This is a genomic window from Pseudomonas sp. VD-NE ins (genome assembly GCF_031882575.1).
In the GTDB taxonomy this organism is placed as follows: Bacteria; Pseudomonadota; Gammaproteobacteria; order Pseudomonadales; family Pseudomonadaceae; genus Aquipseudomonas; species Aquipseudomonas fluorescens_BZ.
This window is the reverse complement of the sequence record NZ_CP134772.1, coordinates 5,991,424-6,017,050: the sequence shown is the minus strand read 5'-3', so window position 1 is coordinate 6,017,050 and position 25,627 is coordinate 5,991,424. Positions and strand designations below refer to the sequence as shown.

The 25,627-nt window shown below is 58.8% G+C and carries 19 protein-coding genes and 1 tRNA gene; 3 read left to right on the top strand and 17 right to left on the bottom strand.

The window, feature by feature from the left end:
- Positions 1-83: 83 nt before the first annotated feature.
- The 5 genes from RMV17_RS26920 to rpsU all read right to left on the bottom strand — a co-directional run bounded on the left by RMV17_RS26920 (position 84) and on the right by rpsU (position 8,627).
- Positions 84-160, bottom strand: a tRNA-Ile gene (locus RMV17_RS26920).
- A gap of 15 nt (positions 161-175) precedes the next feature.
- Positions 176-3,922, bottom strand: coding sequence for a bifunctional diguanylate cyclase/phosphodiesterase (locus RMV17_RS26915; protein WP_034155074.1), 3,747 nt, complete (start codon positions 3,920-3,922; stop codon positions 176-178).
- Between the two features lie 126 nt (positions 3,923-4,048).
- Complete coding sequence (gene rpoD, locus RMV17_RS26910) at positions 4,049-5,893, bottom strand: RNA polymerase sigma factor RpoD (RefSeq protein ID WP_034155075.1); 1,845 nt, start codon at positions 5,891-5,893, stop codon at positions 4,049-4,051.
- A 67-nt stretch (positions 5,894-5,960) separates the two neighbouring features.
- On the bottom strand, positions 5,961-7,925 hold the full coding sequence (gene dnaG, locus RMV17_RS26905) for a DNA primase (protein ID WP_311883815.1): 1,965 nt from the start codon (positions 7,923-7,925) through the stop codon (positions 5,961-5,963).
- Between the two features lie 486 nt (positions 7,926-8,411).
- The gene (gene rpsU, locus RMV17_RS26900) at positions 8,412-8,627 is read right to left on the bottom strand and encodes a 30S ribosomal protein S21 (RefSeq protein ID WP_002551877.1); all 216 of its coding nucleotides are present in this window, start codon (positions 8,625-8,627) and stop codon (positions 8,412-8,414) included.
- 199 nt (positions 8,628-8,826) lie between these two features.
- Here rpsU and tsaD point away from each other — a divergent pair, with 199 nt between their 5' ends.
- Complete coding sequence (gene tsaD / locus RMV17_RS26895) at positions 8,827-9,852, top strand: tRNA (adenosine(37)-N6)-threonylcarbamoyltransferase complex transferase subunit TsaD (protein WP_034155077.1); 1,026 nt, start codon at positions 8,827-8,829, stop codon at positions 9,850-9,852.
- A 23-nt stretch (positions 9,853-9,875) separates the two neighbouring features.
- Here tsaD and plsY read toward each other — a convergent pair whose 3' ends face one another.
- Positions 9,876-10,445, bottom strand: coding sequence for a glycerol-3-phosphate 1-O-acyltransferase PlsY (plsY, locus tag RMV17_RS26890; protein WP_034155078.1), 570 nt, complete (start codon positions 10,443-10,445; stop codon positions 9,876-9,878).
- Positions 10,446-10,519: 74 nt separating this feature from the next.
- Here plsY and folB point away from each other — a divergent pair, with 74 nt between their 5' ends.
- On the top strand, positions 10,520-10,876 hold the full coding sequence (folB, locus tag RMV17_RS26885; RefSeq protein ID WP_034155079.1) for a dihydroneopterin aldolase: 357 nt from the start codon (positions 10,520-10,522) through the stop codon (positions 10,874-10,876).
- Positions 10,867-11,382, top strand: a complete 516-nt coding sequence (gene folK, locus RMV17_RS26880) for a 2-amino-4-hydroxy-6-hydroxymethyldihydropteridine diphosphokinase (RefSeq protein ID WP_277759541.1) — start codon at positions 10,867-10,869, stop codon at positions 11,380-11,382. The genes folB and folK overlap by 10 nt, the downstream gene beginning before the upstream one ends.
- A gap of 105 nt (positions 11,383-11,487) precedes the next feature.
- Here the strand turns inward: folK and RMV17_RS26875 are convergent, their stop codons facing one another.
- From RMV17_RS26875 to RMV17_RS26825, 11 genes are all read right to left on the bottom strand, one after another.
- Positions 11,488-12,711 (bottom strand): multifunctional CCA addition/repair protein, encoded by a 1,224-nt coding sequence (locus RMV17_RS26875; RefSeq protein ID WP_311883809.1) that lies wholly within the window; start codon positions 12,709-12,711, stop codon positions 11,488-11,490.
- Positions 12,712-12,774: 63 nt separating this feature from the next.
- A complete protein-coding gene (locus tag RMV17_RS26870; RefSeq protein ID WP_108225167.1) occupies positions 12,775-14,337 on the bottom strand; it encodes a SpoVR family protein in 1,563 nt (520 codons plus the stop codon).
- Positions 14,334-15,605: a YeaH/YhbH family protein gene (locus RMV17_RS26865; RefSeq protein ID WP_034155083.1), complete on the bottom strand. Its 1,272-nt coding sequence runs from the start codon at positions 15,603-15,605 to the stop codon at positions 14,334-14,336. The genes RMV17_RS26870 and RMV17_RS26865 overlap by 4 nt, the downstream gene beginning before the upstream one ends.
- 117 nt (positions 15,606-15,722) lie before the next feature.
- A complete protein-coding gene (locus tag RMV17_RS26860; protein WP_007910115.1) occupies positions 15,723-17,645 on the bottom strand; it encodes a PrkA family serine protein kinase in 1,923 nt (640 codons plus the stop codon).
- A gap of 297 nt (positions 17,646-17,942) precedes the next feature.
- A complete protein-coding gene (glpE, locus tag RMV17_RS26855) occupies positions 17,943-18,272 on the bottom strand; it encodes a thiosulfate sulfurtransferase GlpE (RefSeq protein WP_016983139.1) in 330 nt (109 codons plus the stop codon).
- Between the two features lie 33 nt (positions 18,273-18,305).
- Positions 18,306-19,187 carry a symmetrical bis(5'-nucleosyl)-tetraphosphatase gene (locus RMV17_RS26850; protein ID WP_311883802.1) on the bottom strand — a complete coding sequence of 294 codons (882 nt, stop codon included), beginning with the start codon at positions 19,185-19,187 and terminating at the stop codon, positions 18,306-18,308.
- Complete coding sequence (gene apaG, locus RMV17_RS26845) at positions 19,187-19,567, bottom strand: Co2+/Mg2+ efflux protein ApaG (protein ID WP_034155085.1); 381 nt, start codon at positions 19,565-19,567, stop codon at positions 19,187-19,189. Before apaG ends, RMV17_RS26850 begins: the two co-directional genes overlap by 1 nt.
- A gap of 113 nt (positions 19,568-19,680) precedes the next feature.
- Complete coding sequence (rsmA, locus tag RMV17_RS26840; protein ID WP_034155086.1) at positions 19,681-20,499, bottom strand: 16S rRNA (adenine(1518)-N(6)/adenine(1519)-N(6))-dimethyltransferase RsmA; 819 nt, start codon at positions 20,497-20,499, stop codon at positions 19,681-19,683.
- A complete protein-coding gene (gene pdxA / locus RMV17_RS26835) occupies positions 20,496-21,485 on the bottom strand; it encodes a 4-hydroxythreonine-4-phosphate dehydrogenase PdxA (protein ID WP_311883798.1) in 990 nt (329 codons plus the stop codon). The genes rsmA and pdxA overlap by 4 nt, the downstream gene beginning before the upstream one ends.
- Positions 21,482-22,798, bottom strand: coding sequence for a peptidylprolyl isomerase SurA (gene surA, locus RMV17_RS26830; protein WP_311883796.1), 1,317 nt, complete (start codon positions 22,796-22,798; stop codon positions 21,482-21,484). Before surA ends, pdxA begins: the two co-directional genes overlap by 4 nt.
- Positions 22,779-25,574, bottom strand: a complete 2,796-nt coding sequence (locus RMV17_RS26825) for an LPS-assembly protein LptD (protein WP_311883794.1) — start codon at positions 25,572-25,574, stop codon at positions 22,779-22,781. The genes surA and RMV17_RS26825 overlap by 20 nt, the downstream gene beginning before the upstream one ends.
- Positions 25,575-25,627 lie beyond the last annotated feature (53 nt).

Below are 25,627 nucleotides of genomic sequence, written 5' to 3'. Positions count from 1 at the left end.
CAGGTGGATGGGGTCGACTGAGTGGCTGACGAGACACAAAAACAAAAAAGGCCTATGCCATCAAGCATAAGCCTTTGTATGTTTGGTGGGCCCACACGGACTTGAACCGTGGACCAAAGGATTATGAGTCCTCTGCTCTAACCAACTGAGCTATAGGCCCTCAGTAGGTCGCGGATTATAGCGACGGTTTCTCGGCTGTGCTATCCGAATAATCCGATACGGTTACACGAAGAAACGTTGCTGCGAATTCTTCCGGTGGCAGCGGCAGGCTGACGATGTAGCCCTGGATCTGTTCGCAGCCTTCGGCGGCGAGAAATTGTTGTTGCGCCTGGGTTTCCACACCTTCAGCGATGACGGTGAATTGCATGCTCCGGCCCAGCGCGATGATGGCCCGGACAATGGCCGCGTCGTGTGGGTCGTCGGGCAGTCCGCGAACGAATGACTGGTCGATTTTGAGGATGTCCAGCGGCAGTCGTTTGAGGTAACTGAGCGAAGAATATCCGGTGCCGAAGTCATCGATCGCCAGTTGTACACCGAGGTGTTTGAGCTGGTGCAACACCGCCAGCGCCTCTTCGGCCTGACTCATGATGAAATTCTCGGTAATTTCCAGTTGCAGTAAATCCGGCTGCAGGCGGTTGTCGTTGAGCAACTGTTCGATGCGTCCGAGCAGATTCGGCTGACGCAGTTGCGCGCCGGCGAGGTTTACCGAGAGTGGGCCGAGGCTGTCGTAAACCTGATTCCATTCGAACATTTGCCGGCACGCGGTCTCAAGCACCCAGTCACCGATCTGCAGGATCATGCCGTTCTCTTCGGCCAGCGGAATGAAGTGCTCTGGCGGTACGTCGCCGAAAGTCGGATGGCGCCAGCGGATCAGCGCTTCGGCACCGACCAGGCGATGGTCGTCGAGGCTGATTTTCGGCTGGTAGTAGAGAAACAGTTCATCGCGCTCGATGGCCCGGCGCAGTTCGTGCTCCAGCGCTATGCGCTCGCTGGCCTGGGCAGTGAGGTCGCGGGTGTAGCTCTCGACGCGGTTGCGGCCCTTGGCTTTGGAACGGTACATCGCCGCGTCGGCGTTTTTCACCAGTGTGGCAACGTCGCAACCATCGCGTGGATAGAGGCTGGTACCGATGCTGGCGCTGATGAAGAACTCATGCTCGCCAGCCTGGAACGGCGCACCGAAGCAGTTGAGCAGTTTGGTGGCAATGTTGTCGGCATCACTGGCCTGTTGCAGGCCGGGTAGCAGAATGATGAATTCGTCGCCGCCCAGACGCGCCACGGTATCGATGTCTCGCAACTGCTCTTTCAGGCGCACGGCGATGCCTTTGAGCAGCAGGTCGCCAACCGGGTGGCCGAGGCTGTCATTGATGTGTTTGAAACGGTCGAGGTCGAGAAACAGCACGGCGCCCTGACCGCCGTTTTCCTGCTGACTATTCAATGCCATCAGCAAGCGGTTTTCGAACAGCGTGCGGTTTGGCAGGCCGGTGAGTGGGTCGTGGTGTGCCTGATAGTCGAGTTTCGCCTGTGCATGCTTGAGGCTGGAGATGTCGGCGAACACCGCAACAAAGTGGGTGATGAACTTGTCGCGATTGCGTACGGCACTGATGGTCAGCCAGCTCGGGTACAACTCGCCGTTCTTGCGCCGGTTGGAGATCTCGCCTTGCCAGTGACCTTCATCGGTCAACTGGTGCCACATTGCCGCGTAAAAAGCGCTGTCGTGCAGGCCGGAGGCGAGCAGGCGCGGTGTATGCCCGAGCGCTTCACTTTCGCTGTAGCCGGTGATCTCGGTGAAGGCGCGGTTGACCGCGCTGATGTGTTGTTGGGTGTCGGTAATCAGCACGCCTTCGGCGGTGCTTTCGAACACGGTGGCGGCCTGTTGCAGTTTTTCCTGCATCAGGTGGCGCTCGGTGATGTCGCGGGCGATGGTCAGCATGCAGTCTTCTTCGCCAATCGGCAGCGGCCGACTGGACACTTCGCAGAGGCGAATCTGCCCGTCACTGCGACGAATATGGCAGGTGAAGTCACGGACGAAGCCGTCGCGATGCAACAGATCGAGCATCTGTTTGCGCTCGTTGAGATTGACCCAGATCCCCAGGTCCAGCGCCGAGCGGTCCACCGACATGGCGCTATTGAAGCCGGTGATACGGCTGAAACCCTCGTTGACCTCCAGTAGCAGGCCATCGCTCTGGCGCGACAACAACAAACCGTCCGGTGAGGCATGGAAGGCTTTGGCGAACTTCTCTTCGGAGGTTTGCAGTTGCTGTTGGGTTTCCTTGAGCTGGGTGATGTCACGCACCACGACGACAAGCGCAGGGGTCGTGTCGAGGTCAAACGGCTCGGCGGAAATCAGGCCGGTAAACAGCTGGCCGTTGTTGCGGCGAAACGGCATCTCCAGATTGCGAATGCTGCCCGCCTGGAGGCGCTGCAGCAGTCCCGGGCCGACGCCGGGAATCCCCCAGATATTCAGATCGGTTGCCGTTTGGCCAAGTACTTCTTCGGCTTTCAGTCCGATCTGCTCTTCAAATGCTTCATTGACCTCCAGCAGGCAGCCATCGGACAGCCGTGCAATCACCAGAATATCCGGGCACTGCTGGAACACCGACGCGAACTTTTGCTCCGAGAGCCGCAACGCCTCTTCAGTGCGTTTTATTTCGCTGATGTCGATCATCAAGCCGCGCATCACCGGCTCATGGCCATGTTCGATCAGGCTGACGATGTCGCGTACCCACAAGCAGCGACCATCGGCGGTGATCACCCGATAGTCGACGATGTGATCACGCCCCTCGCGCAGGGCCTCCTTGCAGTAACTCTGCGTACGGGTCAAATCTGCCGGGTGAATGATGTTGTGCCAGAAGCCGGGGATCAGCCAATGGGATTGGGGGTAGCCGAGGAGGTCTTCGGCGTGGGGCGACACATAGCTGTAGGTGAAGTCGCTTATCCGCGCTTCCCAGGCGATGGCCGACAGGCTTTCGACCAGGCCGCGATAGTGGTATTCGCTGCTGCGCAGTTCCTGTTCGAGGTCGATGCGTCGGGCGATTTCCGAACTCAGGCGGCGGTTGATGCGGATCACCACGGCAAGAATCGTCACCAACAGCAACAGCCCCGGCAAACCGTAGATCAACAGATCCGACCAGAATGTCCGATGATCAAGGACGTTACCGACCCAGTGCTCCTGAATGCTGCTGATTTCATCAGGGCTCATGTCCGCGAGCACTTTGTCGAGAATCCCCACCAAGACCTTGTTGTCGCGGGGCACGGCCATTGCCAGTTGGTAGCGATACGGGGTTTCGCCGCTGACGTAGAGGCCGTCGAGCTTGAGCTGGCGCAGGCTCCAGACGCTCGATGCGAGGTCGCCGACCACGGCGTCCACTTCGTCGGTCGCCAACGCCTGTAATGCCGAACTGACATTGGGCATGGCCACCAGATTCAGATCGGGGTGGTGGGTGCGCAGCAGTTCGTGGGGCGCGTAGTTCTCCACCACGGCGATCTTCAAACCGTACAGGTCGTCGAGCTTGCGTGGTTGCGCACCGCCGATGTGGGCGAGGATGACGATCGGGAAGTCGAGATAAGGGCGGGTGAACGACAGGTAGGTCTGGCGTTCAGGGGTGGACATGATGCCGGGTAGAAGGTCGATCTTGCCCGACTTCACTTGTTCCAGCACCACCGTCCAGCTCACCGGTTCGATGGGCGTCAATTTGATCGCCAGGCGTTGGCGAATCACGTCGATATAGTCGGCAGCCAGGCCCTGGTAGCGGCTCTGATCGTCGCGAAACTCAAAGGGCGGCCACGATGCATCGACACCCAGGCGCAAGTCCGGGTGAGCCGCCAGCCAGCTACGTTCTTCATCGGTCAGAGTCAGCGCGTCAGCCGTTGCGGTCCAGATCATCAGTGACAGCAAAAAAAGCACGGACGCCAATCTGGGCATAACGCTCTCGTTATGGCTCGGGGATGATTGTTTCGAGTGTAGACGGGGTATGCGGGGGAGGGGTGTTGCGAAGGATTTAATCTGCCATATAAACAAAACCCCCGGCCTGGGCCGGGGGTTCTGGTATCACTCGTCGAGGAAGGAGCGCAGATGCTCGCTTCGCGTCGGGTGGCGCAGCTTGCGCAGCGCCTTGGCTTCGATCTGACGGATCCGCTCACGCGTTACGTCAAACTGTTTGCCCACTTCTTCGAGTGTGTGGTCGGTGTTCATGTCGATACCGAAACGCATGCGCAGTACTTTGGCTTCACGGGCAGTGAGACCGGAGAGTACTTCGCGAGTCGCTTCTTTCAGGCTCTCAACAGTGGCGACATCGATTGGCGACTGCATGGTCGAGTCTTCGATGAAGTCACCCAGATGGGAGTCTTCGTCATCACCGATCGGGGTTTCCATGGAGATCGGCTCTTTAGCGATCTTCAATACCTTGCGGATCTTGTCCTCAGGCATTTCCATGCGTTCACCCAGCTCTTCCGGGGTCGGTTCGCGACCCATTTCCTGCAACATCTGCCGGGAAATACGGTTGAGCTTGTTGATCGTCTCGATCATGTGCACCGGAATACGGATGGTGCGGGCCTGGTCGGCGATCGAGCGAGTGATCGCCTGACGGATCCACCAGGTGGCATAAGTCGAGAACTTGTAACCACGACGGTATTCGAACTTGTCTACCGCTTTCATCAGACCGATGTTGCCTTCCTGGATCAGATCGAGGAATTGCAGGCCACGGTTGGTGTACTTCTTGGCGATCGAGATCACCAGACGCAGGTTGGCTTCAACCATCTCTTTCTTCGCGCGGCGGGCCTTGGCCTCACCGATCGACATGCGACGGTTGATGTCCTTGATTTCTGCGATGGTCAGACCGGTCTCGGTTTCCAGCGCGATCAGTTTCTGCTGGCAACGGATGATGTCCGGCTGCACGCGGCCGATGGCTTCGGCGTATTTGCTCTTGCCTTTGGCCAGGGCGTCGGACCAGCTTTCGTCGACTTCGTTGCTCGGGAACTGACGCAGGAAATCGGCGCGTGGCATACGTGCATCACGTACACATAGCTGCATGATCGCGCGCTCTTGCTGACGCAGACGATCCAGGGCACCGCGAACACGCTCGACCAGGCCTTCGAATTGCTTCGGAACCAGTTTGATCGGCATGAACAGCTCGGCCAGTGCGAGCAACTCGGCAATCGCTGCCTTGTTGTTGCGACCGTGCTTTTTCAGCGCCTTGCGAGTGACTTCCATCTGATCAGCCACAGCGCCAAAGCGCTGTGCAGCGATGACCGGATCCGGACCGCTTTCGGCTTCTTCTTCGTCATCGGAAGATTCGGCTTCATCGTCGTCGGTGTCGTCGTCGGCTTTCGCCACTTTCGCTTCGACAGGCGGCGGCACTTCGGCAGGCGGCGCAATGCCGTCGTCCGGGTCGATGTAACCGCTCAGGACGTCGGACAGGCGACCACCTTCGGTGGTGACGCGGGTGTACTCGGAGAGAATGTGGTCAACCGTGCCAGGGAAGTGCGCGATTGCGCTCATCACTTCACGGATGCCCTCTTCGATACGCTTGGCGATTTCGATTTCGCCTTCACGAGTCAGAAGCTCGACCGTACCCATTTCACGCATGTACATGCGCACAGGGTCAGTAGTGCGACCGATATCGGTCTCCACCGCTGCCAACGCAGCGGCTGCTTCTTCCGCAGCGGCCTCGTCGGTATCGGCGTCGGCCAACATAAGGGCGTCCGCATCCGGAGCACTCTCGTGTACGGGGATCCCCATGTCGTTAATCATGCGGATGATGTCTTCCACCTGCTCAGGATCTGAAATATCCTCGGGCAGGTGGTCGTTGACCTCGGCGTAAGTCAGATACTTCTGCTCACGACCCAGTTTGATCAACTCAATAATACGAGACTGCTGTTGCGCTTTTCCGGACATAACACCCTATCCACTGAAGGTCTTGGCGGGCAAAAAACAAGCCGAGGATTATACCTGAGCTATGACCTCACGCGCCAGTTGAGGTCGGGTTTGATGCGGAAACATTGCGACTTAGTAGGTCGCGCAGTTGATTTTTCTCTTCGATACTCAGTTCGCTTTGACGCGCTTTCCTGAGCAACTGTTCCAGATTTCGCTCGCGTTGGCGGGCTGACAAGCTAGTAATGGTGTCGAAAAACTGTTGTTCAAGGTTATCTCCGTCAATCAGCCACTCCTTTTCTGCCAATGCCTTGAGCAAACGACCCTGTTCAGTGCCGTGCCATCGCGCGATCAACTGAAATGAGTTTAGCTTGGGATTCTTCTGTACGGCTTCGAGCAGCGCCACAAGCAGCTGGGCGTTGGTCTGATTTTCGTCCGCAATGTGTCCGGCATCCTCGACGCGCTTGGCCAATTGCGGGTGATGGAGCAGTGTGCGCAGGGCGGTCAGGGTTGGCGACTCGACGCCAATCGGCGTGCGTGGGCGTTGCTGATCGCGATCACCGCCACGCTTGCCGTTTTTGTCCCAGGGCTTCTTGTCCCACTTCTTGCCGCCAGCGCCGGGTTTCTTCGGCGTCCACTCCTGCTGCGGCACATACATGTCCTGTGCCTGCGGCTGATGGTAGTCGCTGTAGTCCGGCATTGCGTCGTAATCGATGCCTGGATCGTAGGCGGGCGGCGCTTCCTGCGGTGCACTTTGTGCGAGCTGACTGACAGTTTCGCTGCTCAGGCCGGTGATTTCGGTCAGGCGCTGACGCATCAGGATGCGCAGGTTGGCGCCCGGCACTTTGTCGATCAGTGGCGCAGCGAGGGTCGCCATATGGGCTTTACCTTCGAGCGAGCGCGGATCGGCTTCTTCGGTCAGTTGCTGGAAGAAATAATCCGCCAGCGGCTGAGCGTGCTGATTGATTCGGGCCTTGAACGCGTCAGTGCCTTCGGCGCGAACCAAAGTGTCCGGGTCTTCGCCTTCGGGCAAAAACAGGAAGCGCGCACGACGGCCGTCCTGCAGGCTTGAAAGCGTTGCTTCAAGGGCGCGCCACGCAGCGTTGCGGCCGGCCTGGTCACCGTCGAAACAGAACAATACGTTCGGTACGACGCGGAACAGACGCTTCAAATGTTCTTCGCTGGTCGCGGTGCCGAGCGTCGCGACGGCATTCTTCAGGCCTTGCTGGGCGAGGGCGATGACATCCATATATCCCTCGACGACGATGATTTCGTCGAGGTTGCGGTTGTTCTTTCGCGCTTCATAGAGGCCGTAGAGTTCCTGGCCTTTATGGAAGACCGGGGTTTCCGGTGAGTTCAGGTATTTCGGTTTGTCGTCGCCGAGAACGCGGCCGCCGAAAGCGATGATTCGGCCACGGGTATCGCGGATCGGAAACATCACGCGATCGCGGAAGCGGTCATAGCGTTTGCCGGTTTCGGCGTTCTCGATCAGCAGGCCGGCGTCGATCATGGCTTTTTGCTGAAGTGTGTCGCTGCTCAAGTGTTTGAACAGGTTGTCCCAGCCCGGCGGCGCGAAGCCTAGACCGAAGTCACGGGCGATCTCGCCGGTCAGGCCGCGGCCCTTGAGGTAATCCACGGCAGCCTTGCGGGCCGGATGGCTCTTGAGCGCCTGCTTGTAAAAATCGGCAGCAGCGGTGAGCAATGGATATAGCGGCGAATCAGTCGGTTGCCGTGGCTTGCGCTCGCGGCCGCTTTCTTCGCGGGGGATTTCCATGCCGGCGGCTTTCGCCAGATCCTCGACGGCCTGGGGGAAATCCAGGTTGTCGTGATCCATGAGAAAGCCGAGGGCGTTGCCGCCGGCGCCGCAGCCGAAGCAGTAATAGAACTGCTTGTCGGGGCTGACGCTGAAAGACGGGGTTTTCTCTTTGTGAAACGGGCAACAGGCGGTGTAGTTCTTGCCGGCCTTCTTCAATTGCACGCGCGAACTGACCACATCGACGATGTCGGTGCGGTTCAGCAGGTCGTCAATGAAGCTCTGGGGAATCAGCCCGGCCATGGCGTTCTCGTCGTCTGCGCTGTAATAAGTCCGATGCGAAAGGCTGCCGGACGCGGGTCATTGTTTGAAGCGCGCAAAATGTGCGGCTCGACCGGTGTCGTCTGCGTAATCGCTGTCGGGAAGTGTATCTGCCGAAAATCCCCTGACGTTAGTACTCATCAGTCTTCGACTATTTGAAAGTGTTGCGCTGAATCCGCTGACGGCCGGTTAAGGACCTCGGATAGCTCAATAAAGCGGGCACGCATGCAGGTGCCTTGGGCTGATCGTCGTAAGAGGAATCAGTGGGTGTGCTCGTCAGTAGCCTTGAAAGGCTCGTCAGAAAAGACGTGCACCGCTGGCAAAAGAGCCAGGTCTGACGTGTGAAGCAGATTCGTCTTGGTCGCGTGTGCGGCTTCGACGTTGAAGCATCAAGCGTTTTACGCAAATGCCATTAGCCCGGCTGAGAGCCGGGCTTAGGCAAAGAAGCTTGCAACGAACGTCTGTGTATTAGTACAGACGAACGGCGCGGCGCTGTTCGCGCTGAACTTTCTTGGCGTGACGCTTAACAGCGGCTGCTGCTTTGCGCTTACGCTCAGAAGTTGGCTTCTCGTAAAATTCGCGGCTACGAACTTCAGCCAGTACACCGGCTTTTTCGCAGGAGCGCTTGAAACGACGCAGAGCTACGTCGAAGGGTTCGTTCTCTTTAACTTTGACGGCTGGCATCCAGAGCTACCTTCATTCATTACCGGGGTCAACATCCTCGCGGCAAAAGAGCACTTGAAGACGTCGGTTTTTAAGGGTTGCGGATGTTAACCCCTCATCGCTCGGAATGCAAAGCCTCTGATCGAAAACCGCTGGTCGGGGCATCACGCGGCGACTATTATGCGCGCCTTCGAATTCAGCCTAAACAAGGCGCAAACCCATGCTAGTACTGGGATTAGAAACCTCCTGCGACGAAACCGGTGTCGCATTATATGACAGTGAACGCGGCCTGCTGGCCGACGCACTGTTCAGCCAGATCGACCTGCACCGCGCTTATGGCGGGGTTGTGCCGGAGCTCGCTTCGCGCGACCACGTCAAACGCATGCTGCCCTTGATTCGTCAGGTGTTGGCCGAGGCGGACTGCGTGCCGACCGAGATCGATGCGATCGCCTATACCGCGGGCCCTGGCCTGGTTGGCGCGTTGCTGGTCGGTGCTTCCTGCGCTCAAGCGCTGGCGTTTGCCTGGGGCATTCCGGCGCTTGGCGTGCACCACATGGAAGGGCATTTGCTCGCGCCGATGCTGGAGCCGAAACCGCCTGAATTCCCGTTCGTCGCTTTGTTGGTCTCCGGCGGTCATACGCAGTTGGTTCAGGTCGATGGCATTGGCCAATACAGTCTGCTCGGCGAGACGCTCGACGATGCCGCCGGCGAAGCGTTCGACAAAACCGCGAAGATGATGGGCCTCAATTATCCGGGTGGCCCGGAAATCGCCAAACTGGCCGAGAAGGGCGTCGCAGGACGTTTCACCTTTCCGCGTCCGATGTGCGACCGCCCGGGTCTGCAATTCAGCTTCAGTGGTCTGAAAACCTCTGCTCTCAACGCCTGGCAGCAGTGCGTCAGCGCCGGGGACGACAACGAGCAAGCCCGTTGCGACATCGCGCTGGCGTTCCAGCAGGCCGTGGTGGAGACTTTGACCATCAAGTGCAAGCGGGCCCTGAAGCAGGCCGGCATGAAGCGTCTGGTGATCGCTGGCGGCGTCAGTGCCAACAAGGCCCTGCGGGTTTCGCTGGAGAAGATGCTCGGCGACATGAAGGGCGATGTGTTTTACGCCCGTCCCGAGTTCTGCACCGACAACGGCGCGATGATCGCGTTTGCCGGTTGCCAGCGTTTGCAGGCCGGACAGCAGGAAAGTCTGGCGATCAGCGTCCAAGCGCGCTGGCCGATGGAGCAGTTGTCGGCGTTGTGATGAGTGGCGCTGGTGAGCGGTATTTAGAAATGCCGTTCGCGCCCGGCAAACAGGTCGCGTAGATTGCCGCGATGGCGCCAGACGATCAGTAAGGTCAGTGCGCTCATTGGCAGCAGCGCTTCCGGTTCCTGCCAGGCTAACAGTGGCAAGGTCAGCGGTGTGGCAATCAGCGCCGCCAGCGAGCTGGTGCGGGTCAGGTAGAACGTCAGTAGCCACGCGCAGATTGCGAGCAGCGCGGCGGGCGGATACAGGCCCAGCAGCATGCCGGCAGCGGTGGCGACACCTTTGCCGCCACGGAAGCGGAAATACAGCGGGAACAGGTGACCGATCACGGCGCACACGCCGATCCATGCCTGATCCTGCAGCGACAGGCCCGCAGCCGAGGCGATCAGCACCGGCACCAGGCCTTTGCACAGATCACCCAACAGGGTCAGGATCGCCAGTTTGCGACCGGCCAGGCGCAGCATGTTGGTGGCACCGGCATTGCCCGAGCCACTCATTCGCGGATCCGGATTTCCGGTCAGGCGGCTGAGCAAAATGGCGAAGGACAGCGAGCCGAGCAGGTAGGCGAGAGTCGCCAGTAACCAAAACATGCTAACTATTCCGGGCGAGGACGCCCTGATTCTAACGGCGCATTGCGCCCTTGTCGTGCAGCGGAGAAAAGTGCTTGGACAGAGTGTTTATCGAGGGCCTGGAAGTCGACACCGTGATCGGTGCCTACGACTGGGAGCGCGGCATCCGACAGTGCCTGCGACTTGATCTGAGCTTCGCCTGGGACAATCGCCCGGCCGCCGCCGGTGACGACCTGACCCTGGCGCTCGACTACGCCAGCGTTTCCACGCGAATTCAGGCTTTTGCCGAGCAAGCGCAGTTTCAGCTGGTCGAGACGTTCGCCGAGCGCCTGGTCGAGGTGCTGATGAATGAATTCAAGATCACTTGGGTTCGCCTGAAGTTGACCAAGCCAGGCGCCGTACCGGCCGCCAAAGGTGGTGTGGGTGTGGAGATCGAGCGCGGATGTCGCTGACTCAGGTCTACCTCGGGCTCGGTAGCAATATCGAGCGCGAAACCCATTTGCGCGCCGGGCTGGATGCTTTGGCGACGTTTCTGGTGGATATCCGTTGTTCGGCGGTGTTCGAAAGTCAGCCGGTGGGCATCAAGAGCGGACCGTTCTTCAACTTCGTGGTCTCGGCGTATACCGACCTTCCGTTGATGGAGCTGGATCGGCGCTTGAAATTCATCGAGGCGGACAATGGCCGCTATGCGCCGGATCGCAAGGGCTTGCCGCTGGATATCGACGTGCTGCTGTATGGCGAGCTGGCGGGGAATTTCGACGGACTGGTTTTGCCGCGCGCGGAGATTCTGAAAAATGCTTTTGTGCTGTGGCCGCTGTCGCTGATTGCGCCGGATCGCGTGCATCCAGGTGTGGGAAAAAGCTTCGCGACGTTGTGGGCTGAGGCGCAGATTGATCAGGTGCTGGCGCCGGTTGCGTTCGAATGGCGTGGCGCACAATTGACCCCGCAGAATCTTTAAAAGCAAAAGATCGTCCGATCGCGGCCCGAGCCTGCGGCAGCTCCTACAGAGAAACGCGTATTCCCGTGTAGGAGTTGCCGAAGGCTGCGATCTTTTGATCTTGCTTTAGCTGTTTTCCTTGTAAGCCTTCAACGCTTTCAGGCGCTCACGCTTCAGCGCTTCGCCCAGCTCAGGGCCCTTGAATCCCTTCTCCAGCAACGGCTGCACCGCGACCTCCCGGGCTGCCTTCGCCGCACCGCGCAAATAATCCGCCTGTGGATAACTTCTCTGCTCCAGCCCTTTACGGCCTCGGGCGTCCATTTCGCATGCCGCGATAAACTCTTCAAACCGCTGCGGTCGGCGATACACATCAAAGCTCTGCAACAGCTCAAGCAGCGTCGAGGCCTTCAACTCCAGCGCCCGGTGCCCGTGGGTGTGGTACTTGCCAACCAGCAACGCCAATTCCTGGCAATCCTTCGGCGCCTTGAAGCGTTCGTTGACCGCTTTGATCAGCTTCAACCCCGTGTGCTCATGGGCGATGTGTCGCGGCCACTCTTCCTCTGGGGTCAGACCTTTGCCGAGATCATGCAGCAGGCAAGCCCAGCGAACCGTCAGCGGTTGTTTGTGCCGCGCCGATTGCTCCAGGACGCTGAGGGTGTGCAGGCCGGTATCGATTTCCGGGTGATGCGCTTCCGGTTGTGGCACACCGAAAAGCGCGTCGACTTCCGGCATCAGTACTTTCAATGCGCCGCAGTCGCGCAGCACCTGAATGAATACCTGTGGCTGATCTTCCATCAGTGCGCGAGAGATTTCTTTCCAGCTGCGTTCAGCGGTCAATGCTTCCAGCTCGCCGGATTCGCTGAGCTGGCGCATCAGTTCGAGGGTTTCCGGTGCGACGGTAAAACCCAGGCCGGCATAGCGCGCGGCAAAACGGGCAACGCGCAGCACACGGAGGGGATCTTCGGCGAACGCCGGAGAAACGTGGCGCAGGATTCGAACTTCAAGATCGCGCTGGCCATGGTACGGATCGGTCAGATTCTGCTGATCGTCCTCGGCCATGGCGTTGATGGTCAGGTCGCGACGGATCAGATCTTCTTCCAGCGTCACCTCGGGGCTGGCGTGAAAAGTGAAACCGCCATAACCGCGCCCGCTCTTGCGTTCGGTGCGGGCGAGGGCGTATTCCTCGCCGCTTTTGGGATGAAGAAACACCGGGAAATCCGCGCCGACCGGGCGATAACCCTGGGCGAGCATTTCCTCTGTGGTGGCGCCGACCACGACCCAATCGATGTCCGTGACCGGTTTGCCCAGCAAGCGATCACGTACGGCACCGCCAACCTTGAAAATCTGCATAAAAAACCTCCGTTAGCCCGACAGGATAACCCTTGCGCCGGACTTTCGGAGGCCAGAACCGTTTCAAAGATGAATGACGGCCAGGTCCAGACGACCGTAATCCCCTTCGCTGTGTTCACTGCGTGGCGGAACGTGATGGGTTTTCATGATCTGGTCGCCCTGCAGGGTTTCCAGGTGAATGTCGAAACCCCACAAACGATGCAGGTGTTTAAGCACCTCTTCAGTGGAATCACCCAGCGGTTTGCGGTCATGTTGCTGATGGCGCAAGGTCAGGGAGCGATCGCCGCGCCGATCGATGCTGTAGATCTGCACGTTCGGTTCACGGTTGCCGAGGTTGTATTGCGCGGCCAGGGTCTCGCGGATGATCCGGTAACCGGGTTCGTCATGGATCGCAGGCACCAACAAGTCATCCTTCTGATCGTCATCCATGATGCTGAACAGTTTCAGGTCACGAATCACCTTGGGTGACAGGTATTGCAGGATGAAACTCTCATCCTTGAAGCTGCTCATGGCGAACTTGATGGTCGACAGCCAGTCGCTCCCGGCAATTTCCGGGAACCAGTGGCGATCTTCTTCGGTAGGTTCTTCGCACATCCGCCGAATGTCGCGGTACATGGCGAAACCCAGCGCGTAGGGGTTGATGCCGCTGTAGTAAGGGCTGTCGAAACCCGGTTGGAACACTACGCTGGTGTGTGAGGTGAGGAATTCCATCATGAAGCCGTCGGTGACCAGCCCTTCGTCGTACAGGTCGTTCATCAGCGTGTAGTGCCAGAACGTCGCCCAGCCTTCGTTCATCACCTGAGTCTGGCGTTGTGGATAGAAATACTGGGCGATCTTGCGCACGATCCGCACGATCTCGCGCTGCCACGGTTCCAGCAACGGTGCGTGTTTCTCGATGAAGTACAGGATGTTTTCCTGTGGCTCGGCCGGGAAGCGTGCGTTGTCCTTGTCGCTGTACTTGTCCGCGCCTTTGGGAATGGTGCGCCACAGATCGTTGATCTGCTTCTGCAGGTGTTCCTCGCGGTCCTTCTGTCGGCGCCGCTCCTCTTCGGCGGAAATCGGATAAGGACGCTTGTAGCGGTCGACGCCGTAGTTCATCAGCGCATGGCAGGAGTCGAGCAGGTCCTCCACCGCATCGATGCCATGGCGCTCTTCGCACTGCATGATGTACTGCTTGGCGAACACCAGGTAATCGATGATCGAACTGGCGTCGGTCCAGGTGCGGAACAGGTAGTTGCCCTTGAAGAAACTGTTGTGGCCATAGCAGGCGTGCGCCACCACCAGCGCTTGCATGCAGATGGTGTTTTCTTCCATCAGATAGGCGATGCATGGGTCGGAGTTGATTACGATTTCATAGGCGAGGCCCATCTGCCCGCGACTGTAGGATTTTTCAGTGCTGAGGAAGTGTTTGCCGTAGGACCAGTGGTGATAGCCCAGTGGCATGCCCACCGAGGCGTACGCGTCCATCATCTGCTCGGCAGTAATCACTTCAATCTGGTTGGGATAGGTATCCAGTGCATAGCGGGCCGCGATCCGGGCTATTTCGCGGTCGTAGGTCTGGATCAGCTCGAACGTCCATTCGGAGCCGGTGGAAATGGGTTGGCGCTTCTGCTCTTTGGCGGTCATGTCACTAACCTGCGCTGGAAGAGTTCACGGAAGACCGGATAGATATCCCCGGCCGAGACCAGTTGCTGCTGGGCAAAAGTGTCAGAAAAGGCGTCGGCGATGCGTTCGTATTCGTACCACAACGCCTGATGTTCGCGCGGGGTGATCTCCACATAAGTGTAGTACTGCACAAACGGCATGATCTGGTTGATCAGGATGTCGCGGCAGATCGGCGAGTCATCGTTCCAGTTGTCGCCATCTGAGGCTTGAGCCGCGTAGATATTCCACTCGTTGCTCGGATAACGCTCGGCCATGATTTCCTGCATCAGTTTCAGGGCGCTGGAAACGATGGTGCCGCCGGTCTCCCGCGAATAGAAAAACTCCTCTTCATCGACTTCCCGGGCGCTGGTGTGGTGGCGGATAAACACCACGTCAATCTTGTCGTAGTTTCGTTTCAGGAACAGGTACAAGAGGATGAAAAAGCGTTTGGCGATGTCCTTGGTCGCCTGGGTCATGGAGCCGGAAACGTCCATCAGGCAGAACATGACGGCTTTCGAACTCGGGTTCGGCTGTTTGATCAGCAGGTTGTATTTCAAGTCGAAGGTGTCGAGAAACGGTACGCGATGAATGCGTGCGCTGAGTTTTTCGATTTCCGCCTCGAGTTCCTGAATATCGCCGAAGTTATCTGGCTCTTCGCGTCTCAGACGTTCAAGTTCTTCTTTGACTTCGCGCAGTTTGGCACGGCTGCTGCCGGACAGGGCAATGCGCCGTGCGTGGGCCGAACGCAGGGTGCGGATGATGTTGATCCGTGACGGGTTGCCTTCATTGCTGATGCCAGCGCGCACGGTTTTGAAAGTGTCGGTGCCGCTGAGGTTGCGTTTGACCAGGTTCGGCAGTTCGAGGTCTTCGAACATGAATTCGAGGAATTCTTCCTGAGTAATCTGGAAGACAAACTCGTCCATGCCCTCGCCGGAATTACCGGCCTTGCCGGGACCGCGTCCGCCCCCACCTCCCGGTGGCCGAGCGATGTGTTCGCCGGCGGTGAACTCCTTGTTGCCGGGATGAACCACGGTCTGCTTGCCGCCACGGCCGTGGTGAAGCACCGGTTCGTCGATGTCGCGACCGGGAATGCTGATCTGTTCGCCGTGTTCCATATCGGTGATGGAACGCCGGCTGACCGCCTCTTCGACAGCCTTTTTGATGTGGTCACGGTAACGCCGCAGGAAGCGCTGGCGGTTCACCGTGCTCTTGTTCTTGCCATTGAGACGTCGGTCGATCACATAGCTCATAGACCCCTCCGGGGAGCTTCAAGTCATAAGCTTCAAGCTGCAAGTGAAAGCTTATCCGTCCTCGAGATCGGTTTTTGCTGTTCTCTTGCAGCTTGTCGCTAGAAGCTTGCAGCTGCTTTATTGCGATTTGCGGACCCGTAGGTACCATTCGGAAAGAAGCCGTACCTGTTTGTCGGTGTAGCCGCGTTCGACCATTCGAGTGACGAAGTCGTTGTGCTTTTGCTGATCCTCCTTGCTGGCCTTGGCGTTGAAGCTGATGACTGGCAGCAGGTCCTCGGTGTTCGAGAACATTTTCTTCTCGATGACCACGCGCAGTTTTTCGTAGCTGAGCCAGGTCGGGTTCTTGCCGTTGTTGTTGGCCCGGGCGCGCAGGACGAAGTTGACGATTTCGTTGCGGAAATCCTTCGGATTGCTGATGCCGGCCGGTTTCTCGATTTTCTCCAGCTCTTCGTTCAGTGCGACGCGGTTGAGGATTTCGCCGGTTTCCGGATCGCGGTATTCCTGATCCTGAATCCAGAAGTCGGCGTACAGCACGTAGCGGTCGAAGATGTTCTGGCCGTACTCGCTGTAAGACTCGAGATAGGCGGTCTGGATCTCCTTGCCGATGAATTCGATATAACGCGGTGCCAGGTATTCCTTCAGGTAGCGCAGGTAGCGCTCGCGGGTCTCGGCCTGGAATTGCTCCTGTTCGATCTGCTGTTCCAGCACATAGAGCAGGTGAACCGGGTTGGCGGCGATTTCATGCGGATCGAAGTTGAAGACCTTGGAGAGGATCTTGAAGGCAAAGCGGGTGGACAGACCGTTCATGCCCTCGTCGACACCTGCCGAGTCGCGGTACTCCTGAATCGACTTGGCCTTTGGGTCGGTGTCCTTGAGGTTTTCGCCGTCGTAGACGCGCATCTTCGAATAGATGTTGGAGTTTTCCGGCTCCTTGAGGCGTGACAGCACGGTGAACTGGGCGAGCATTTTCAGGGTGTCCGGCGCGCAATGGGCCTTGGCCAGTGAGCTGTTGAACAGCAGTTTGTCGTAGATCTTCACTTCGTCACTGACGCGCAGGCAGTACGGCACTTTGACGATATAGATCCGGTCGATGAACGCTTCGTTGTTCTTGTTGTTGCGGAAGGTGTGCCATTCCGATTCGTTGGAGTGGGCGAGCAGGATCCCGGTGAACGGAATCGCGCCGAGGCCTTCGGTACTGTTGTAGTTGCCTTCCTGAGTGGCGGTCAGCAACGGGTGCAGCACCTTGATCGGTGCCTTGAACATTTCGACGAATTCCATCAGGCCCTGGTTGGCCCGGCACAGCGCACCGGAGTAGCTGTAAGCGTCGGCGTCGTTCTGTGGGTATTCCTCGAGTTTGCGGATGTCGACTTTACCGACCAGTGCGGAGATGTCCTGGTTGTTCTCGTCGCCCGGTTCGGTCTTGGCCACGGCGATCTGGTTGAGGATCGACGGGTACAGCTTGACCACGCGGAACTGGCTGATGTCGCCGCCGAATTCGGCCAGGCGTTTGGTCGCCCATGGCGACATGATGGTGTTCAGGTAGCGCCGTGGAATGCCGAAGTCTTCCTCGAGGATCGCGCCATCTTCGGTGGCGTTGAACAGACCCAGTGGCGACTCGAATACCGGCGATCCCTTGATCGCGTAGAAGGGCACTTTTTCGATCAACTGTTTCAGCTTTTCGGCCAGCGACGATTTACCGCCACCGACGGGGCCGAGCAGATAGAGGATCTGTTTCTTTTCTTCCAGGCCTTGGGCGGCGTGGCGGAAATACGAGACGATCTGGTCGATGCATTCTTCCATCCCGTGGAAGTCTTCAAAGGCCGGATAGCGACGGATCACCTTGTTGGAGAAGATGCGTGACAGCCTCGAATTGGTCGAGGTGTCGAGCAGTTCCGGCTCACCGATGGCCAGCAATAGACGCTCGGCGGCGGAAACGTAGGCGCTACGGTCTTTCTTGCACAGCTCCAGGTACTCTTGCAGCGAGAGTTCTTCCTGGCGTGTGGACTCGAAGCGTTGTTGGAAGTGGCTAAAGATACTCATGACGTCACCTCGCTCGATACGTGGAGCCGACGCCGGATCACTCAGTCGATGCTGGCAAACAACCGTTTTGGCAGCTGTTTGTTTACCCCCCAGAACACTTTCACGATCGACAATCGTGAAAGTCACTCCCGATGACCCGTGCGCCGGTGTACCGGCTCTCCCCTGATTTGGATGGCCTGGGCTTAAGGATAGTTGGGAATTCGGGAGGTAAAGGCGAGATACGTAATTAGTTGTGGCAAGACCGTTCGTCTGCCCGCGCAGGCCCACGGCAGCCGGGGCCTGCGCGTGACAAAAAAATTATTCGGCGGTGCCTTGGGCTGTTTCCGCAGGATAAGTCGTACGCCACAACTCGAAACCGCCATCCATGCTGTAGACGTCGGAGAAACCCTGGCTGATCAGATACGCCGCGGCACCCTGGCTGGAATTTCCGTGGTAGCAGACGACCACGGTGGGTGCATCGAGGTCGGCACCCTGGATGAAGGCATGCAAAGAGTGATTGTCCAGATGCTTCGAGCCACTGATGTGCAGGGCGGCAAAGGTGGCCGGATCGCGAACATCGACGACAACGGCGCCTTGTTCACGCAGGGCCTGGGCCTGTTCCGGGGGGATTCGTTTGAATTCGCTCATGGCGGGGTCCTGTTGCTCGGCTGAATGCGCAGTCTAACGCGGTACGTTGACTGGCGAAGTTTCGGAGATAAGTGGTGCGACGGTCGGGGCGAGGCCGCCGTGTTCATCGCATTTGCACGACACGCGCTCGCCGCTGTCGACATTCATCAGGGTCAGGCTGCCGCCCCAGACACAACCGGTGTCCAGTGCCGAGATGCCGGGCTCATGGATATTGCCTTCAAGTGCAGCCCAGTGGCCGAAGATGATCCGCAGGCCCTTGGTCTTGCGATCCTTGTGCTGAAACCACGGTTTGTAGCCGGGCGGGGCGGTGTCCAGGCCTTCCTTGCTCTTGAGGTCGAGCTTGCCTTCGGCGGTGCAGAAGCGCATCCGCGTGAAGTAGTTGGTGATGACGCGCAGACGGGCTACGCCCTTGAGGTCGTTGTCCCACTTCGCCGGCTCGTTGCCGTACATGCCGTCGAGGTAGGACGGAAACAGATTATCGTCACGCAGGGCGGTTTCAACTTCGTCAGCGCATTTCAGGGCGCGACGCAGCGACCATTGCGGTGGAATGCCGGCGTGGACCATGGCGACATCACGCTGCTCGTCGTAGTGCATGAGCTTTTGTTGGCGTACCCACTCCAGCAGTTCGGCGCTGTCCGGGGCATCGAGAATCTCGCGTAGCGTGTCGGATTTCTTCAACCGCTCGATATTCTTTGCGGCAGCGAGCAGGTGCAAGTCGTGGTTGCCCAGCACACAGACCAGTGATTCACGCATGCCATACAGAAAACGCAGGGTTTCCAGTGATTGCGGGCCACGGTTGACCAGATCACCCACCAGCCATAGCCGATCGAGTTTCGTATCGAACGCTACTTGCTTGAGCAGGCACTTGAGCGGTTCGAGGCAGCCTTGCAGGTCGCCAACGGCATACGTTGCCATCAGTGCAGGGCTCCGGGCACCGCCAGGCGGAAAGGTTTGATGATGGCGTCAAAATGTTTGCCGTCAGTGGCGACCATTTCGTAGGTGCCCTGCATGGTGCCGACCTTGGTAGTCATCACTGTGCCGCTGCTGTAGGTGTGGCTTTGCCCGGCATCGATCAACGGTTGCTGACCCACGACGCCGGCGCCGCGTACTTCCTCGACATGGCCATCACCATCGGTGATCACCCAATGCCGTGACAGCAGCTTGGCCGGGATCGCGCCATTGTTCTGCACAGTGATGGTGTACGCGAAGGCGAAGCGGTCGTGCTCGGGTTGCGATTGGTCTGCCAGATAGTGGGTAACGACGCTGACATCGACCTGGTAACGGGAATCGGACATGCAAAGGGCCTTAAACGAAGCGGAACGCGGGGCGTAGCTGATGGGGAATCAGTCTAGGCAAGTATCGGGCAGTAAACCAGAGTGGCGTCCTGCCCGATAGCGTTCATCGTTTGTCAGTCGGCGGCGGGGGAGGCCGGGACCTGGATGGCGAGCTGGTCGGCCAGACGTACGAACGCGGCCAGATCCAGTTGCTCCGGACGCAAGCTGCCATCGACGCCGGCGGCTTCGATCTCGGCATTGCTGAGCAATTGCTTGAGAGTGTTGCGCAGGGTCTTGCGGCGTTGGTTGAACGCTTCGCGCACAACGCGCTCGAGCAGCTTGTGATCCTTGGCCGGGTGCGGCAGTACCGCGTGCGGCACCAGACGGACGATCGCTGAATCGACCTTCGGCGGCGGGTTGAACGCACCCGGGCCAACGTTGAACAGGTGCTCTACGCGGCAGTGGTACTGAACCATGATCGACAGACGACCCCAGTCACCGCCGCCCGGACCCGCTGCCAGACGTTCGACCACTTCTTTCTGCAGCATGAAGTGCATGTCGCGAATGATGCCGGCGTTGTTCAGCAGGTGAAAAATCAGCGGCGTGGAGATGTTGTACGGCAGGTTACCGACCACACGCAGGCTGTTCGGCGCGGCGTTGAGCGTGTTGAAGTCGAACTTCAGTGCATCGCCCTGGTGCAGATTGAAGTTGCTCTTGCCGGAAAACTGCTGGTTGAGGATCGGGATCAGATCCTTGTCCAGTTCCACCACGTCCAGTTGCGCGCCGGAGTTAAGCAGGCCGGCGGTCAATGCGCCCTGGCCCGGGCCGATTTCCAGCAGGCGGTCTTCAGACTTGGCGCTGATGGAACGCAGGATGCGGTCGATAACGCCGGCATCGTGCAGGAAGTTCTGGCCAAAGCGTTTGCGCGCCTTGTGTTGGTATTGCTCGGTCATAAACGGGTCTCGGCCATCTGGTAGGCGGTTTCCAGGGCGACTTGCAGGCTGCCGGTGTCGATCTTGCCGCTGCCGGCCAGATCCAGGGCGGTACCGTGATCAACTGACGTGCGGATGATCGGCAGACCCAGGGTCACGTTGACGGCAGCGCCGAAGCCTTTGTACTTGAGCACAGGCAAACCCTGGTCGTGGTACATCGCCAGCACTGCATCGCAGTGCTCCAGATATTTGGGGGTAAACAGAGTGTCGGCAGGCAGCGGGCCACGAAGATCCATGCCCTCGCCGCGCAGACGCTCTAATGTTGGTTCGATGATGTCGATTTCTTCATGGCCCAGATGTCCGCCTTCACCGGCGTGCGGGTTGAGCCCGCAGACCAGGATGCGTGGCTGGGCGATGCCGAATTTGTGTTGCAGGTCGCTGTGCAGAATCCGCGTCACGCGCTCCAGCCGTTCTGGTGTGATTGCGTCGGCAACCTCGCGCAGGGGCAGGTGAGTGGTGACCAGTGCCACGCGCAAGCCACGGGTGGCGAGCATCATCACCACTTGGGCGGTGTGGGTCAGGTCAGCGAGGAATTCCGTGTGCCCGGAAAAGGCGATGCCCGACTCGTTGATCACGCCCTTGTGCACTGGCGCGGTGATCATCCCGGCGAAGTCGCCGTTCAGGCAGCCGTTGCCGGCGCGGGTCAGGGTTTCGAGAACGAAAGCCGCATTGGCCTTGTCCAGTTGCCCAGCCACCACGGGGGCACTGAGCGGAGTATCCCAGACGTACAGGCTGTTGGCGGCCGCCGGGGCGTCCGGCCAGTGATCAGGGCCGACATCCAGCAAGTTGACAGCCAGCCCCAGCTGCGCGGCCCGCTCGGTGAGCAGGTCGCGGCTGGTGATGGCAATCAGGGGATGTGGCTGGGCTTGCGAGGCGAGCAGCAGGCACAGGTCGGGACCGATGCCGGCTGGTTCGCCGGGTGTCAGCGCGAAACGCTTGGGTTTCACTGCGCTGCCTGGTCTGCACCAGGGAGTTTGATCTCTACGTACGCTTCGTCACGGATCTGACGCAGCCAGGTTTGCAGCTCTTCGTCGTATTTGCGGTTACGCAGTACGGTCATGGCTTGCTGCTCGCGGGCCTGTTCGGTGCTGTCAGTGGCGCGACGGCCAAGAACTTCCAGAACGTGCCAGCCGTATTGGGTCTGGAACGGCTTGGACAGCTGACCTTGTGGGGTCTTGGCCATCACTTCGCGGAATTCCGGTACCAGTGCGTTCGGATCGATCCAGTTCAGGTCTCCGCCGTTGAGCGCCGAGCCCGGGTCTTCGGAGTAGCTTTTCGCCAGGGTAGCGAAATCTTCACCGGCCAGAATGCGCTCGTAAAGCGATTCAACCAGAGCCTTGGTCTTCGCTTCATCGCGAATCGGGCTCGGCTTGACCAGAATGTGACGTACATGCACTTCGTCGCGCATCTGCGCTTCGCCACCACGTTTTGCCAGCAGCTTGAGGATGATGAAGCCACCCGGCGTGCGTGCAGGTTGAGTGATGTCGCCGACGGCCATGCTGCTCAACTCGCGGTCGAACGGCGGTGGCAGTTGCGCGGCTTTACGCCAGCCCATGTCCCCGCCTTCCAGCGCGTTGTCGCTACCGGACTTGGCCACGGCCATCTGGCCGAAGTCAGCGCCTTGCTTGAGCTGCTGGTAAACCTCCATGGCCTGACGGGCAGCACTCTGAATGGCGTCAGAGTTGGCGCTTTCCGGCGTCGGGATCAGGATGTTGGCCAGGTGCAGTTCTTCGGACAGTTGCATTTTGCCCAGGTCGGAGGCGAGGAAGTTCTTCACTTCCTGCTCGGAGACCTGAATGCGTTCTGCCACGCGACGCTGACGCACACGGCTGATGACCATTTCACGCTTGATCTGATCGCGGGCGTCGTCATAGTTCAGGCCGTCGCGAGCCAGAGCAGCACGGAACTGCTCAACCGACATGTTGTTGCGCTGGGCAATGGTGCCGACCGCCTGGTTCAGTTCTTCGTCAGTGATGCGGATGCCGGAACGTTCGCCGATCTGCAGTTGCAGGTTTTCGATGATCAGGCGCTCGAGCACCTGTTGATCCAGTACACCTGGAGGTGGCAAGCCACCTCCACGCTTGGCGATGGTCTGCTGAACTTCGTGGACGCGCTGGTCCAGTTGACTCTGCATGACCACGTCGTTGTCGACGATCGCTACCACTTTGTCGATGGACTGTACGGCGGCGTTAGCCGCCGTACCCAGGAACAGCGCGCCCAGCATCAGCGGGCGCAGACAATCAGAAAGCTTGGTCTTCACGTTCACGATAACCTTGAATGCCTTTGTCGAGGAAGCTCTCTACCTTGGCGCCGGTGAGGCCGCCGAGTCCCTTCAGAACAATTTGGAGGAAGACGCCATGGTCGCCTTTTTCGTTTTGCGGAGCATCCTGGCTGAACTCGTCATAGGAAACCCAGTAACGGTTGATCAGGCGCAACTTCCAGCAGCAGTTGTCGTACTCGAAACCACCGAAGGCTTCCAGGGTACGGTTGCGGTTGTAGTCGTACTGCCAGCGGCTGATCGCGTTCCACTGCGGAACGATCGGCCAGATGACCGAGAAGTCATGCTGCTGGATCTTGTAGTAGTCCTTCACGTAGCCAGGCTGGCCAGGAGTGCCATAGTCGCCACCCATCTGCCACTTGCCCGTTGTCTGGTCGTAGCGGATCTGGTCGTTGCGATAGCGATAGCCGGCATTGATAACCTTGTTCGGGTTGTCTTCAGGCTGATAGTGGAACATCGCACTGCCGGAACGCGGGCTGCGGCTGTCCGGATCCCAGTTGTAGTCGGCAGTGGTGCGCCAGTCGCGGTTCCAGCGGTATTCGTATTCAAGCGCATACGGAGACACATTGGAGTGCGCGTCGTCGCGGGTTTTCGCGTCGATACCTGGCAGTTGAACTTCACGATCCTTGAAGTACAGGGCCTGGCCGACACTGATGCGTTGACGCTCGAACCCGTCGTCTTCGATCCAGCGGCTGGTCACGCCCAGCGACAGTTTGTTCTCGTCGCCGACACGGTCGGAGCCTGCGAAACGGTTATCACGGAACAGCGACGCATAGTTGAAGGTGTATTCGCTGGTGTCGAACACCGGGATATCGTTCTGGTCTTTCTCGGGTACATAGAGATAGAACAGGCGCGGTTCCAGGGTCTGGCGATAGTTCTTGCCGAAGAACGACGTGTTGCGGTCGAAGTACAGGCCGCTGTCGATACTGGCGATCGGGACGCCACGGTTTTGCGAGCTGCTGTACTTCTCACCCAGCGCCGAAGCGCCGTTGCGGTTAGTCACCAGGTCGTCTTTACCTTGCCCGTCGAGATCCAGATCGTACTGGGTGTACTGATACTTGAGCGATGGCTTCAGGAAGCCATAGGTCCAGTTCATCGGCAGGCTGACACCCGGTTTCAGGTTCAAACGATCGCCGTTGGCGCGAGCCAGGCCTGCTACGTTGGTATCAAGGCGCGATGATGAATTGCCATTTTCATCGATGAAATTGCCGGTTTTCAGATCACGATCAAACCGCACCAACTCGGTCTCGTAATCGAAGTCCAGGCCTTGCGGATGATACGGCAGCTGACCATTGAAGGTGATCTGCGGCAGGCGGCCATACGGCGTGATGCTCGCAACGGTCGCCAATTGGTACTGCTGGGCATTCAAGCGAGCGGTGTAGCTGTCACCCCGATAGCTGATCGAACCTTGCTGGTTCACGAAGTCGCTGGACTTCACGCCAATCTGATCAGTCTGCAGATCCTGGAAGTAATACGGATCGCTGATCTTGGTGTAGTCAACCTCGGTGAACACGCGGGAGTCGAGACCGCCCTTGTGCTGCCAGTTGTACATATAGCGGGTTTTTTCGTAGTCGGTCTGCTTGCTGCGCTCGGTATCGTCATCGTTCAGATACGCCGCACCAAACTGACCTTCACTCGACTTGGTCAGGTAACGGAATTCGCCTTCCACCAACATGCCACGCTTGCTCATGTAGCGCGGGTACAACGTGGCGTCGTAGTTCGGCGCCAGGTTGAAGTAGTACGGTGTAACCAGCATGAAGCCGGTATCGCTGCCGCTGCCGATGGTCGGCGGCAGGAAGCCCGACTGGCGACGGTCGTCGATCGGGAAGTAGATGTACGGCGTGTAAAGAATCGGAATGTCTTTTACGCGCAGCGTCACGTTGGTCGCGGTACCGAAACCAGTGGCCGGGTTCAAGGTGATGTTGTTGCCCTTGAGCTGCCAGGCGTTGCTGTTCGGTTCGCACGTAGTGTACGTGCCGTCCTTGAGACGGATGATCGCGTTTTCGGCACGCTTGGCGTACAGCGCGTTACCGCGGATGCGCGATTTGTGCATCACGTATTCGGCGTTGTCGACCTTGGCTTCACCGGTGTCGAGCTGCACATCGGCGTGGTCGCCGACGATCAGCGCGCCGTTGTCGCGGATACGTACGTCGCCATTGAGTTCGGCGCGGCTCTCGGCCTGATACAGGCTGGCCTCGTCCGATTCGACCTGCATGCTGCCCTGACGCAGGACGACATCACCGGCCAGCGTACCGACTTGATTATCGGTGTTATAGCGCGAGGCTTTTGCGCCGATAAAGGTCGGAGCATCGCTTTTGTTCGTCTTGTCATTCATGCCAGGACGAATCGGTTCGATATAGGCACCAGAGCAGTAAGGCCCGGTCTCGGCCAATTGGGCGGCGGTGAGCTTCTCGCGCGGAACCCAGTCGAGGTGACTGAAGTCTTCGCTACGGGATTTCAGACCGCGGCCCTTGGCTTCGGTGACCAGCGCCGTTTTAGGGGCTGTGTCGGCAACCGAACCATTCTCGGTCGCAGCTTCGCCGGTAGCGCTGACGGCACTGCCGTCATGCACCGGACGCGGCGGCAACGCAGCAGCGGTTGATTTGGGCGCACAGGCCCAACCACCCGAAGCCGAGACGGAGCAGTCATACTGCTCGGCGGCAACAACGAATTGACTGGCCAGAGGTTGCATAGCCAGCAGACTGCCGGTTACCAACAACGGAAATTTTTTACGAAACGCGGGGGATTTCAATGCCATCTTATTAGTCCGGGCTTCCTGCGTGCCATCTGCCCGCGGTGTGGGCCGCACGC